Here is a 13,807-nt window from a genome sequence, read left to right as displayed (position 1 = left end):
AGATAAGCAATGTAGTTTATTTGGAGATTCGTTTAAGATTTAATTTGGTATTGATGTGCACAGAGTTTTTATAAGGCACTTTTGGTGATAATCTTGAGAGGGTGTTAAATTATTGTTTTTAAAGTATTGATGCTTATTGAAATGCCTGATTTTTGTTTGTCAAATGGAATAAGAGCAATGATTTTGATTGACTGCTCATTTTTACTCATTTAAAATTTATATCTTTATTTGTTAAAAAATTAGTGGTAAGCGAATCAAAATGGAATTGGGTTTGTACTACATTTGTTGTTAAATTGTAATCATATAAAACATGAAAAAGAAATTTATAGTATTGGGAGTTTTGTTTGCCGCTTTTGGATTTACTAAAGTAAATGCGCAGATTAATTTTGGTGAAAAAGCGATGAGTGCTGTTCAAAAAGGAGTTAGTGGTTTTACTTTTAGTAATGCTGATGCTGCTGCTTTATCAAAAGCTGCTGTTGATAAAATGGATGCTGAACACGAAGTTGCAGCTGCGACCGATCCTTACACTGTAAGACTGAACAGGGTTTTTGGAAAATATACAAAAGGGGACGGATATACGTTAAACTATAAAGTTTATAAATTAAAAGAAGTCAATGCTTTTGCAACTGCTGACGGAAGTGTACGTGTATATTCGGGATTAATGGATATCATGGATGACAATGAACTGCTTGCGGTAATTGGTCACGAAATTGGACACGTAGCCAATCATGACTCTCAGGATGCGATTAAAGCAGCCTATAGAAAAGAAGCTTTGTTGGAAGGAGCTGCTTCGCAATCGGCAACCATTGCAAGTGTTACCGACAGTCAGTTGGGTAAAATCGGAAGTGCTATTATTGATAGTAAATTTAGTCGTAAACAAGAGGCAGAAGCCGATTTGTTTGCTTACGATTTTCTGAAAAAGAATGGTTATAATGTAAATGCAGAAGAATCTGCTTTTAGAATTCTGGCTAAGATGAGCGAAGGAAATGAAGCATCATTTATTGATAAGATGATGAGTTCACACCCGGATTCAAAACAAAGAGCTGAAGATGCTAAGAAAAGAGCGGAGAAAGATGGTTTATATAAAGCGTATGTGCAACAAAAAATTGTAAATACTGCTCCGGCTAAAAAAGGAACTCCAGTTAAGAAAGTACCTGCTAAAAAGAAAAAATAATCTTTTTTAATCTAATAACTAAGCCCGACAGATTTTTAAAATCTGTCGGGCTTGCTGTATAAGGTTTAACCTAAAACGTGAAATGCAAGTACTTTCTGTACATCGTACACATTTACAGATTTGTTAAATTGTTTTACAATACTTGGTTGTAATTCACTTGCTACCCAGATTTTTAGTTCGGCATCCAGATCAAACGTTCCAGCCGTTTCTACACTAAAACGTGTAATGCTTTTGTAGGCAATTGATTTGTATTCTGTTTTGCTGCCTGTTATTCCTTGCACGTCAACCAGAATTAATCTTTTGTTTGTGAAGATAAAAGTATCACGGATGAGTTTAAAACCCATTTCGATTTCCTCATTATCAGTTAAAAGTTGTCCGTATTTTTTAAGTAAATCGTCTTGACTTACAGTACCGGCATTGCCAAGAATAGCTGAAAATATTCCCATTTTTTAGTTTTTAATTTTAATAGATTTGACTTTCCTTTTTAGGAGTGGTAAAAGTAAGTAAAAATTAAAAGATGGAAATGGTTTTTGTAAACACAAAAGTGTAATTCAATACTCAATTTAAAGAGATAGTTGATGGTTACCCGCAAAGTCACAAAGCCGCAAAGTTTTAGTTCCTTTGCGGCTCTGCAAGATTTATTTTGTAGTATAAAAAAAAATATTTTTTTTAGCGGTTTCGAAAAAGAGCATAAAAAAGCAGAACCTAAGTTCTGCTTTTTCGTATTTATTATTCTGCTTCCGTTTTTATTGTGATAGGGAGATTATAGGCAGTTCGAACGGGATTTCCGTTTAAAATACCCGGACTCCATTTTGTTTTTAGTGATTTCAATACTCTGATGGCTTCTTTACCAATTCCGTATCCTGGGTCGTTTTTCACCATAATGTCGGTAATGGAACCGTCTTTTTCGATTACAAACGATACGTATACTCTTAATGTTCTTTCCGCATCCAATTCCGGTTTGTTGAAATTGTTTCCTACGTAGGAATAAAACTTAGCCATTCCTCCCGGAAATTCTGGTAGCTTGTCTAAATTTACGGGATTAACCGGGGTGTTGGTAGTGCCTGTTGAAGGCGCAATTTCTCCTCCGCCATTATTTCCCGGGATAGGATTTGCAGTAACGGGCCCTGTTCCGGCATTCGTATTGTCAACTACAGGATGATTGTCTGTATTTGGTGCAATAACATCAGGTGTAGCCTGAGCCGTAGCTGTTACAACCGGATTTACCAATTGTGTACTGGTAACAGGTGGCGCAGCTGCGCTTTGTTGAGGTACAGTTGGAGCTGGTGGTTCAGTTCTTACCTGAATCGGAGTTAGATCTACAGGTGTTAAGGGATCAGTAAGAACAGTTGGTTCTGTTTCTACAAGGCCATGCGACCCAAACTTATTAATCAACACCGACGCACTTCCCAGACCTGCCAATAATAGCAATCCCATAAATAGCGCTGTAATTGTAGTTTTTGAACTCTCCTGGCGTAATTGATACGCGCCGTACTCTTTGTTCTTGTCTTCGAAAACAAGATCGGTCCAATTGGTTTCGTAGATGTTTGATTTAGTCATGATTTATGGATTTTAAGGTTAAGTAACATTAAATCATAGGCAGTACGGTTTTGGTTTTAGCTAACAACGCAGGAGTTGTTGTTTTAGTATGTGAATAATTAGGTTTTTTAAGAAAAAACACATGGATATTTTATTCTTTACCTAAAGATAATAAATTATCTGTTGCGTTCGATGATTTCTGCTAGTAATTTTTTAGCGCGAAGTAATTTTACTTTTACATTGCTTAATGGCTCGTTGATTTTCAGGGCTATTTCCTGATAAGTCATTTCTTGAAAGTAACGCAGCTGAATGACCTCCTGGTAGTGAGGTTTTAATTCTTTGATACATTGAAGTAAGCGCGAAAGGTTTTGCTCTTTAATTAAAGCGTCTTCGGCAGAGGGAGTAGGGTCGGCAATATTGTAGGCCTGTTGGTCTTCATTGTCTGTGATTTCTATAAAAAGACTAGTCTTCTTTTTACGTAATAAATCAATATAAACATTTTTTGCAATGGCAATTAGCCAGGTGTTGAATTGGAATTCAGGATTGTAACTGGCTATTTTGTCAAAAGCTTTAGAAAAGGTCTCGATCGTAATATCCTCGGCAATGGTTTCATTTTCGGTACGTTTTAGCATAAAGCCGTAGACTTCATTCCAGAAATAATCTAATAAAAAAGTAAAGGCGATCTGATCGCCTTTTTTCGCTTTTTCTATTTTAGAATTTATTTCCAATATACCGGTTTTGAAAAGATATTAGTTATAAAGATATTAATTTGTGTGAATATAAGGATGATTTCAACCACAGGAAACCAAACTTTTAGGTCGTTTTCTTTTAGTTTACCTGCAGAAAATCCTATAACAGTCCATGCTACAGTGTAACGTGTTGCTAAAATAGCTAACACAGCGATCCATTGAAACTGAAACGCTAATAATAAGATTGCTGCCAAAAAGAAAAACAATTGCGAGATAAAAAACAATCCCAATTGCATTTTGTCAAAAGATTTGTAATGTTCTGCTGTAGAAATATGTCTTCTTTTTTGGGTGAACCACTCTTTGTAAGTTTCTTTCGGTTTAGAGTAGGTAAAACTTTCAGGCGTATAAGCAATGGTTGTATTGTTTTTGTTTGCCGCTTGATTGATAAACAAATCATCGTCGCCCGAACGAATCTGAATGTGTTCGATAAAGCCGTTTACATTAAAAAATTCTTCTTTTTTATACGCTAAGTTTCGTCCTACGCCCATGTAAGGAAATCCTAGTTTAGCCCATGAAAAATACTGAACCGCTGTTAATACGGTTTCGAAACGGATGATTTTATTTAATAACGAGCGCTCAATTTTTTCATAACCGCCATAACCCAAAACGATAGTTCGGTTCATAGTGAATTGTGAAGTCATTGCTGTAATCCATTCTTTTGAAGTTGGATAGCAATCTGCATCGGTAAATAACAGATATTCTTTTTTTGAAGCTTTGATTCCTAAAGTTAAAGCATATTTCTTGTTTCCCCAGAAAGCTTCATTGTTTTGTACTTTAACCAAACGGATATTGTCGTATTGCTTTTCGAATTCTTCAAATACTTCGAGGGTTTCATCACTTGAGGCATCATCGATTAAAACAATTTCAAAATCAGGATAGTTTTGTTCTGCAAGCAAGGGGATGAATTTCTTAACATTTTCTTCTTCATTTTTTGCACAGACAATAACGGATACCGGAATTTTTTTCGGCGTTATTTCTTGTGGTTTGCCGAAAGCAAACTTTCCAAAAATTCCTAAATAGTAGAAAATCTGAATGAAAACAATAGCAATAAAGAAGTAAAATAAAGTTATAAGCATCTGATTTTAATGTCTTTTAATTTCTGAATCTTGCGAGTGCAAATGTACTCATGAAATCGTAATTTTCAATGGTTAAAATGAATTTACTTTCGGCATTTTGACATTTCCTTCGCAACAGCAATAGCCTGAGGGTTTTCGGTTTTTTCTAATTCCGAAATTATGTTTTTATAATTGTGATCGTCCCTGTTTTGAGAGAGTTTTTTGGTAGCCTGAATTTCGTCGATTTCAATTTCGAAGCCAAAAATACCTCTGGCTTCACGCATTGTTCGTGCTGATAAATTTTCAACACGAACCGGATTTTCGGAATTGACTTCGTATTTGTCGACTAATTTTTTAAGCTGCTCGATTGATGTAGCTTCGTCGACAATTTTGATTCGGCCATAGACATGTACGGCAATATAATTCCAGGTCGGAACATTTTCGTGATCGTACCAGGACGATGAAATGTAGCTGTGCGGACCTGTAAATACAGCCAGAACCTGATCGTTTTCAGCAAAACCTTCTGCTTGCGGATTTAGTTTGGAAAGATGACCCTGTAAAATCTCTTTTCCGTCTGAATTCACTTCCAGCTCAATCGGAATATGTGTTGCACATAATTTTCCGTGTGTTTGATTGATCAGGATGCCAAAACTGTTTTCTTTCAAAAAAGTTCTGATCGATTCCGGATCTTCGTTTTTGTATAAGTCTGGTGTGTACATTTTTTCTTTTTTAGGGACAAAGGTTCAAAGGCAACTATTCAACAATCGAATAATCTAATTGTCTACAGATTTAATTTCTAGATTACATTCACTTCTGCTTCAATCTGAATTCCAAAAGTATCAAAAACAGTTTTTTGGACCTCTTTGGAAACGGCCAAAATTTCCTGTCCGGTTGCATTTCCGTAATTTACTAAAACCAAGGCTTGGTTTTTATGAACTCCGGCGTCACCAAAACGTTTTCCTTTAAAACCAGCCTGTTCAATTAGCCAGCCAGCTGGAACTTTTACTTCGGTTTCTGAAACTTCGTAATATTTCATTTCAGGGAATTTCTGATGTATTTTTTCGAAATCGGTTTTTAATACAATCGGATTTTTAAAGAAGCTTCCGCTATTTCCTAATTCTTTGGGATCCGGTAATTTGCTTTGTCTGATAGTAATTACAGCATTGCTCACGTCTTTTAACGTTGGAACAGTAATGTTGTTTTTGGCTAGTTCTGCCATAATATCCCCGTAAGAAATATTGATCTTATGATTGCGTTTCGTTAGTTTGTAAATTACCGCTGTAATGATGTATTGGTCTTTTACTTCGTTTTTGAAGATACTTTCTCTGTATCCAAACTTACATTCGGCATTGGTGAATGTTTTTATTTCCTGAGTGGCAATATTCATCGCTTCGCACGAAACAAAAGTGTCTTTGATTTCTGTTCCGTAAGCACCAATATTTTGAACGGGAGTGGTTCCCACATTCCCGGGAATGAGCGACATGTTTTCTAAACCGCCAAAATTATTGTCGATCGTCCAAAGAACGAAATCATGCCAGGTTTCACCGGCCTGACTTTCAACCCAGACAAAATCATCGTCTTCTTTGATGATTTTTTTACCTTTTAAATCAATATGAATAACAAGAGCATCGATATCCTGCGTTAAAAGCATATTGCTTCCTCCACCTAAAATGAATTTTTGCTCGTTTTTATTTTCTTCTAAAATAGTTTTCAATTCGGCTACAGTATGTACGGCAACAAATTGTCTGGCTTTGGCTTCAATGCCAAAAGTATTGTAGTTTTTTAAAGAAAAATTGGATTGGATTTCCATAAATAAAAGGCTTTTTTTGAAGAATTAATTCTGACTCCAAAAGTAAGGATTATAATTTATTTGCATTGGGTTTCTAAAAAATAACAACCAATAAAAGAAACAAAACTTCGTTGTAAATGTTTTTTAGGGTGTCTTATTTTAGAGCCTCAATAAACCGCTGCATTTCTTTCATTGTGCCTATTGTAATTCTCGTCCATTTGCCATTTTCTTCGTAAATTTTGGTTCCCGTTATATTATGGTCCTGCAATTGTTTGAAATAGTCTTTTTTGTAATTTTCTAAAGAGAAATAAATAAAATTGGAATAAGAGGGAATGCAGGTTAAATTGAGCAGTGTAAGTTGTGCTATGGTATATTTTTTGGCTTCCTGATTGGAGGTGCGTACCTGACGAATGAAATCAGCATCATTTAAAGAGGCAATTGCGGCAGCTATCGAAACCACACTTACCGATAAATTGGGAGATGATTTTAAAATGCTAAGTTCATCAATGACCGTAGAATGTGCAACAGCGTAACCAATGCGGGCGCCTGCCAGTCCGTACATTTTTGAGAAAGTTTTGGTAATAATCAGGTTTTTATTGGAAACAACCAAATCACTTAACGATGGTTCGTCGGTAAAATCGATATAAGCTTCATCGACAAAAACAATTGTTTTTTGGGTGGCTTCTCTTATAAAAGCAATCAATTCTTCCCTTTGGCACAGTGTTCCTGTCGGATTGTTTGGGTTGCAGATATACACCATTTTAGTGTCGGCATCAATGGCATTTAACATGGCCGGTAAATCATGCTTTTTGTCTTTGGTTAGCGGAACAGTGATTTTTTTTATTCCTAGTTTTTCGGCAGGAGCTGTCCAGTAATCGAATGTGGTTTCGGCCAATATAAAGTTGCCTTTTTTTAGAGCAGTATATTGAAGAATTAAATCTAAAATTTCAGTGGAGCCTGCGCCCAAAAGAATGTTGTTGTCTGAAACTGTATTCTTTTTTGCCAGGAGAGTGATTAATTCCGGTGAAAGATTCCAGCCGTACCGATTGCTGATGTTGATACTTTTTGCCATTGCCAATCGCGCTTTTGGAGACGGGCCGTAAGGGTTTTCATTGGAGCGGAGTAAGATGGGAGAATGGTCTACTAAGTCGGGTAAAATGTATTCATTAGTGCCATTGGCAAAGGTTTCAAACTGGCCAAAGCCTAATCCTATTGTGCCTAAACCTATTTGTTTTAGCCAGATTCTTCTGTTACTCATTTCTCTATTAGATTAAATTAAACAATGTGATGAAATGTAAGTCGTCAACAAGAAAAGAAAGTTACGTTTTTTTGTGCAGATTAGGCTGATTTTAAATTAGCCAGCTTATGGATTTTATTAAATAATCTTTATTAAGAGTTTTAAAAGAATTGGACCTGTACAGGAAAATGCCACAATTGCGACTCCTATTATTCGATCTAAAATTTTAATTCCATTCTTTCCTTTTGGAGGGTTGTCCCAGCGAAGGGCAATAATTATGTTGCGATTATATAAAAGCCGAAATAAAGGATTAGAGCTTTTAATAGCTAAAATGAATAGTATTGGAAGAAAATAAAAAGCTTCTAATTGAGATGAATTATATCTCACGAGTCCGATTATAGAAAATATAAGAGCAAATATTAAATGTTTTATTAATTTGTCAGCTTCGAAAAGTTGATTGTACCTGAAAGTTTTTGGATTAGAATTTGCACCTGTTAACATATAAAAGAATAGATATCCTAAGCCGAAAAATAAAGGAACAATCAGTAATACTTTTTCCATTCTTTATTTAAGATTTAAATCCAGCAACTCATGATACCTGTCAGAAATAATCTTCATGTTAATATTATAATTGGCATTCTCTTCCACAAACTTTCTGTTTCGAATAATTGCCTGATGGCGGGATTCCTGATTTTCAAAAGACCAAATTAATTCTTCAGCAAGCATTTCGATATTGTCAATTTCAATCAATTGTCCGTTTTCGTGATGTCTGATCCAACTTTGATTTCCGGGAATGTCGGAAACTATAGGGTAACAATTACAGGCCATCGCTTCAAATAAGGATGCCGATACGCCTTCGGTAATGGGCATGCTGATATAAATGTTAGATTGCTGTAATAATTTAGGAAGTTCAGTATTCGGAATTCTTCCGGTGAAAATTACTTTGCTTTCAATTTGAAGTGCTGCGGCCAGCTCTTTTAAAGATTGTAGTCGGGTTCCGTTACCAACAATGGTTAGTGAAAAATCGATTGCTTTTTGGTGTAAAATACCAAAAGCTTTTAAAATAGAATCATGGCGGTATTCCGGCTGTAAAGAACGCGTAACAATAGCTTCGATTTTAGCGGAGTTATTGATTGAAGGGGAGAAAAGTGATAAATCAATTCCTTTTGGAAGTACTAAAACTTTGTTCATGTCTACGCCAATAGCTTTCATCGAAACAGTCATCACCGGACCCCAGGCGTGTATTAAATTGGCTTTTTTGAAAGCGTGTTTCTGAATGATTTTTTTTAAAGGAAGTAGGATCGAACCTTCGGGCCACAAATCGGTTCGGCCTTGTTGTGCAATTGCAATCGGATGCATTCCGGAAATTGCTGCCAGAAAACCATAACTGGTCGTTCTTTCGGCTATCACCATATCGGGTTTTTCCTTTCGGATTTTTTTTCGAATAGAAAGGGGAGAAAAAAGATACTCTACAATACGTTTGAATCGGTTGAACTTTGAATTGTTGGGTGTTTGAAGTTCCCAGGTGCAAATTTCAAAACCGCCAAATTCTTTCAAACCGTTCATCCACGTAATGGCGTCAGCACGATAAGATTCTCCAAGAAAAAGTATTTTTCTTTTTTTCATTCGGCAAACTTAATTTTTTAGCCACGAATTCACGAATTAATTTAAATAATTTGTGAATTCGTAGCAATGTATCTTTTCTAGAATTCCTCAGTGTCTAAAGCACGGTTGATGAATTCATTTAAGGGTTTTAAAGCGATGAGTTTTTTGCTCATTTTCGAAACGAAGTCTTTTTGAGTCACCTCGTTGATGTCATATTTTTGGGTTGCGGTAAAACTTTTCAATTTTAAAAACTCAATTGCAGGATGTTCTTTTTCGTAACCTCTTGGAGGATTTTTAAGCGAGTTGCTTTCGTTTACATCCAGACTGCCAAATTCTTTTTTAAAGTTTTTGTCATTAAGGATGGCTTCGAGATCTTCATAGAAAAAAGCAATTTCTTTGCGGACTTTCTTCAGATCTTCGGCTTCAGGTGAATAATAACCTCCGGCAATAAAACTGGCTCCTTGTTCAATATGTACATAATATCCGGCACGATTCAGTCCTTTGATTCCGGTAGACATCCAGATTCCTAAATGGGATTTATAAGGTGATTTGTCTTTGGAAAACCGAATATCACGATTGATTCTGAATGTACAGTTTTTGACTTCCAATAGTTCCAGTGAAGGATCCATAGGTTTCATTACGTCGAGTAAATCACTGACCAATTGATGATAATTTTTCTTAAAAATCTCGTATCGTTTTTTGTTATCTAAAAACCAATCTCGGTTGTTGTTTTTTCTTAAGTCTTCTAAAAATTGCAATGATTCTTTCGTTAGCATATCTGTGGTTTTATTGCAGTTGTTTTTTTAAGTCTTCCTCTTTGATAAAGCCAATATTTTGCCATTTTACAGCTTTGTTTTCATATAAGACCATAGTAGGAAGCTGTTCAATTTTCATTTGAGTAGCCAAAGTTTTGTTTTTGTCTACGTCAATGCGAACAATAACTATTTTGTCGGCCATTTCTTTTTGCATTTTCAAAAGATAAGGTTCCATTTGTTTGCATGGACCACACCATTCGGCATAAAAATCAACCAGTACTTTTTTGTCTGTTTTTAAAAGGTTGTCAAAATCACTCATAGTCGTTCCAACCTGAGCTGTTGAAGGTTTAGAAAAACCTTCCGCATTCCATTTCATGATACCTCCTTCTAATTCATAAATGTTGGTAAAGCCCAATTCATTCAATTTTGCGGCTGCTTTTTTACTTCTTCCTCCACTTAAACAATAGATAAAAACAGGTTTTGATTTGTCGTAAGTTGCAACTTTGGCGGCAAAATCATCACCATTCCAGTTTACATTTACAGCATTGTCAATATGATTAGATTCAAATTCTTCGGGAGTTCGAACGTCCAGTATTTGAGGATTTTCGGTTGTTTTAATTTTTTCTGCAAAATCTTTTGGAGTTATCTCTTCAATAGTACCGGATTTTTTTTCGTTGCAGGAAAGTAATACAACTGAAACTATAAGGAATAGAATTTTAGGAAATTTCAAAAGATTGAGTTTTAGATTATAGAATTGCTAAAATAATGATTTTTAATTAGTCAATTAGTTAATGAGATAATTCAAAATCATTATATAATTTTCTCATTAACTAATTGACATAATTATCTAATTTAAAGATTTTATAACTCTGATGTGTTGATTTTACAATAGTTTCGGTACGTTCCGGATGAGTATCGGAGATAAAAAGCTGTCCAAAAGTTTCACTGTTTACCATTTCGATGATTTTGGCAACACGGCTTTCGTCTAATTTGTCAAAAATATCATCAAATAACAATAGTGGTTTTACACCGCTTTGTTTTTTTAGAAATTCAAATTGAGCCAATTTCAGAGCAATCAGAAAAGATTTCTGCTGACCTTGTGATCCGAATTTTTTTATGGGATGCGAATCAATTTCAAACGACAGGTCATCTTTGTGGATGCCTACACTGGTGTAATGTAATGCCCGATCTTTATTAATGTTTTCGCGTAATAACGTTAAAAGATCCTTTTCGTACAAATGACTCTCGTAGACCAATTGTACCGTTTCTTCTGATCCGGTTATGGCCTGATGGTGTACATTAAATATAGGTATGAATTGTTCGAGGAAGTCTTTTCGTTTTTCAAAAATCGATTGTCCAAAACTATTCAGCTGTTCGTTGTATATGGATAAAGTGTCGTTGTCAAAAGTGTGATTCAACGCAAAATATTTCAGCAGTGCATTACGCTGTACAATTACTTTCTGATATTGGATGAGCTGATGCAAGTAAGTTGAATCCAATTGCGAAATCACACTGTCCATAAACTTACGGCGCGTTTCGCTTCCTTCCACAATTAAATCACGATCGGCCGGAGAAATAATTACAAGCGGAATAAACCCGATATGATCGGAAAATTTATCGTAGGCTTTGCCGTTTCTTTTTAAAACCTTTTTTTGCCCTTTTTTTAAACTGCAGACGATTTGTTCTGTTCTGTCGTTTTTCTCTAGTTCGGCATCAATCACAAAAAACTCCTCTCCGTGTTTGATGTTTTGAACGGCCAAAGGATTGAAGTAACTTTTCCCGTAAGCCAGATGGTAAATAGCATCGAGCACATTGGTTTTACCAATTCCGTTTTTGCCAACAAAACAATTGATCTTGAGGTCAAAATCAAAATTGATTTCGGAGAAATTTTTATAATTGAATAAAGAAATTTTGTTTAAATGCATTTTTCAGGAAACTCTAAGATAAAATTTGATGCTTTTTAAGTAACTCTTTGAACTTTTTCTTCTGCCACACATTAAAAGGATTTTTATACTGAGACTCCTTAAATTGGTGTAAATCGGTGAAATCGGTGGTAAAAAATCTAATATCAGTCAAGAAAAGCACTGTTTTGAACAGCAAAAATTTGAGGGTGCAAATTATCGAAAATTATCGATATAAAAGGCTTTTGATGCGTTTGAGGATGAATTATTTTCCGGTTGAGGAGGAGGGACTTGGTATTAATGAAATTATTTTTTTTAAAATAGTGATAAAATTGATTTTTTTTACGTCGGTTTCAATAAAAATTTTATTTTTGCCGTTCACTAAATTAATTTTAAATGGCAACTTACAATAAAAGAGGATATAAAGCACCAAAAGAGAAAGAAGTTAAAGAAGTAAATGAGGAAACACAGGTAATTATTGACGAAAAAGACAGCACAACCGCTGGCGTTTTCTCTAAATTAGATGAAACTGCTTCAAAAACTGAGGATTGGGTAGCTAAAAATCAAAAAATCATTATTGGTTTAGTTGCTGGTATTGCAATCGCGACTATTGGATATTTGGCTTACCAAAAATTTATCGAAGCTCCTAAGCAGGATGAGGCTGCAAGCGAAATGTTTGTTGCTCAGCAAAATTTTGAAAAAGCAACTAATGGCGTAGCAAGCGATTCTTTATACAAATTGGCTTTAAATGGTTCTGAAGGTAAATTCGGATTCATTAAAATTGCTGACGAATACTCAGGAACGGATGCCGGAAATTTAGCGAACTATTATGCAGGTATTGCTTCTTTAAATATTGGGAAATATGATGATGCAATTAAGTATTTAGGAGAGTTTAAATCAAAAGAAGCTATTGTAGGTGCTTTGGCAATTGGTGCTATTGGAGATGCTTATTCTCAAAAGAATCAACAAAAAGAAGCTTTAGACTATTATGTAAAAGCGGCTGAATCAAATAAAAATGATTTTACTACACCTCGTTTCTTGCTAAAAGCAGGTAAAACAGCTTTGGCTTTAGGTCAAAAAGAGGATGCTTTGAAATATTTAACAGATATCAAAGAAAACTACGATGCAACTCCGGAAGCTGCAGCTGTTGATGTATTGATCGGATTAGCACAATAAATTTAATTGCAGATTTCCGATTTTAGATTTTAGATTCGTATTTTAGCAATCTGAAATCTATACTCTAAAATCTAAAATATACAGATGGCTACTCAAAATAAAAATTTATCAGAATACGATAAAAACACAATCCCAAATGCGAAAGATTTTCGATTTGGGATTGTTGTTTCTGAATGGAATGAAACAGTTACAGAAGGACTTTACAATGGCGCTTTTGATGCCTTAACAGATTGTGATGTTCCGGCTCAGCAAATTATTCGTTGGAATGTTCCAGGGAGTTTTGAGTTGATTTATGGTGCAAAAAAAATGTTGCAAACGCAAAATGTAGATGCAGTAATTGTAATTGGATGTGTAATTCAGGGAGAAACAAAACACTTTGATTTTGTTTGTGAAGGAGTGACTCAGGGAATAAAAGACCTGAACGTTCAGACTGATATTCCGGTTATTTTTTGTGTTTTAACAGACAATAACATGCAACAGTCAATTGACAGAAGTGGAGGAATTCATGGAAACAAAGGAACTGAGGCTGCCATTGCAGCAATCAAAATGGCGTATATTCGTCAGCAGGCTTCTCTGTCACATCCATTTCATCAGCCTTTGCTGTCTTCGGGAGCAATTCAGATCGAAGAAACACCAATTAAAATTGAGAAAGAATAAAACACAATTGTTTTAAAGATACTAAAACCTATACTGTGTAAAAATAGTATAGGTTTTTTGTTTTTTTTATGATAGCTGATATTCTAAAACCCAACAGAAATTCATTAAATTTGTACACCTTGGTTAAAAAAACCAGGAGACAATTAGTAATATTACCCCGAGATTTTACG

The 13,807-nt window shown here is 35.0% G+C and carries 15 protein-coding genes; 3 read left to right on the top strand and 12 right to left on the bottom strand.

Annotation, left to right across the window (positions count from 1 at the left end):
* The first annotated feature begins 310 nt into the window (after positions 1-310).
* Complete coding sequence (locus AC3IS6_RS01070) at positions 311-1,174, top strand: M48 family metalloprotease (protein WP_489162924.1); 864 nt, start codon at positions 311-313, stop codon at positions 1,172-1,174.
* Positions 1,175-1,239: 65 nt separating this feature from the next.
* On the opposite strand, the gene AC3IS6_RS01065 is transcribed toward AC3IS6_RS01070, so the two are convergent.
* From AC3IS6_RS01065 to recF, 12 genes are all read right to left on the bottom strand, one after another.
* Positions 1,240-1,620 carry a PH domain-containing protein gene (locus AC3IS6_RS01065; RefSeq protein ID WP_489162922.1) on the bottom strand — a complete coding sequence of 127 codons (381 nt, stop codon included), beginning with the start codon at positions 1,618-1,620 and terminating at the stop codon, positions 1,240-1,242.
* A gap of 283 nt (positions 1,621-1,903) precedes the next feature.
* Entirely contained in the window at positions 1,904-2,734 is an 831-nt protein-coding gene (locus AC3IS6_RS01060; RefSeq protein ID WP_489162920.1) for an energy transducer TonB, read from the bottom strand.
* 155 nt (positions 2,735-2,889) lie between these two features.
* Positions 2,890-3,441: an RNA polymerase sigma factor gene (locus AC3IS6_RS01055; RefSeq protein WP_173964399.1), complete on the bottom strand. Its 552-nt coding sequence runs from the start codon at positions 3,439-3,441 to the stop codon at positions 2,890-2,892.
* A complete protein-coding gene (locus tag AC3IS6_RS01050) occupies positions 3,432-4,538 on the bottom strand; it encodes a glycosyltransferase (protein ID WP_489162918.1) in 1,107 nt (368 codons plus the stop codon). The genes AC3IS6_RS01055 and AC3IS6_RS01050 overlap by 10 nt, the downstream gene beginning before the upstream one ends.
* 83 nt (positions 4,539-4,621) lie before the next feature.
* Positions 4,622-5,236 (bottom strand): FMN-binding negative transcriptional regulator, encoded by a 615-nt coding sequence (locus AC3IS6_RS01045; protein WP_173964397.1) that lies wholly within the window; start codon positions 5,234-5,236, stop codon positions 4,622-4,624.
* Between the two features lie 77 nt (positions 5,237-5,313).
* The gene (murB, locus tag AC3IS6_RS01040) at positions 5,314-6,327 is read right to left on the bottom strand and encodes a UDP-N-acetylmuramate dehydrogenase (RefSeq protein WP_489162916.1); all 1,014 of its coding nucleotides are present in this window, start codon (positions 6,325-6,327) and stop codon (positions 5,314-5,316) included.
* A 133-nt stretch (positions 6,328-6,460) separates the two neighbouring features.
* The gene (gene hisC / locus AC3IS6_RS01035) at positions 6,461-7,564 is read right to left on the bottom strand and encodes a histidinol-phosphate transaminase (RefSeq protein WP_489162914.1); all 1,104 of its coding nucleotides are present in this window, start codon (positions 7,562-7,564) and stop codon (positions 6,461-6,463) included.
* Between the two features lie 117 nt (positions 7,565-7,681).
* Positions 7,682-8,104 carry a hypothetical protein gene (locus AC3IS6_RS01030; protein ID WP_489162913.1) on the bottom strand — a complete coding sequence of 141 codons (423 nt, stop codon included), beginning with the start codon at positions 8,102-8,104 and terminating at the stop codon, positions 7,682-7,684.
* Between the two features lie 3 nt (positions 8,105-8,107).
* A complete protein-coding gene (locus AC3IS6_RS01025) occupies positions 8,108-9,169 on the bottom strand; it encodes a glycosyltransferase (RefSeq protein ID WP_489162911.1) in 1,062 nt (353 codons plus the stop codon).
* Positions 9,170-9,246: 77 nt separating this feature from the next.
* On the bottom strand, positions 9,247-9,924 hold the full coding sequence (locus AC3IS6_RS01020) for a DUF2461 domain-containing protein (RefSeq protein ID WP_489162910.1): 678 nt from the start codon (positions 9,922-9,924) through the stop codon (positions 9,247-9,249).
* Positions 9,925-9,934: 10 nt separating this feature from the next.
* Entirely contained in the window at positions 9,935-10,633 is a 699-nt protein-coding gene (locus tag AC3IS6_RS01015) for a thioredoxin domain-containing protein (RefSeq protein ID WP_489162908.1), read from the bottom strand.
* Between the two features lie 100 nt (positions 10,634-10,733).
* Positions 10,734-11,828 carry a DNA replication/repair protein RecF gene (gene recF / locus AC3IS6_RS01010; protein ID WP_489162907.1) on the bottom strand — a complete coding sequence of 365 codons (1,095 nt, stop codon included), beginning with the start codon at positions 11,826-11,828 and terminating at the stop codon, positions 10,734-10,736.
* Positions 11,829-12,200: 372 nt separating this feature from the next.
* On the opposite strand from recF, the gene AC3IS6_RS01005 reads away from it, so the two are divergent.
* On the top strand, positions 12,201-12,980 hold the full coding sequence (locus tag AC3IS6_RS01005; protein WP_173964389.1) for a tetratricopeptide repeat protein: 780 nt from the start codon (positions 12,201-12,203) through the stop codon (positions 12,978-12,980).
* Positions 12,981-13,064: 84 nt separating this feature from the next.
* Complete coding sequence (ribH, locus tag AC3IS6_RS01000; protein ID WP_264525216.1) at positions 13,065-13,637, top strand: 6,7-dimethyl-8-ribityllumazine synthase; 573 nt, start codon at positions 13,065-13,067, stop codon at positions 13,635-13,637.
* Positions 13,638-13,807: the final 170 nt, after the last annotated feature.

Source organism: Flavobacterium sp. KH_035, assembly GCF_057839565.1.
This window is presented reverse-complemented; position numbering and strand designations above follow the sequence as displayed.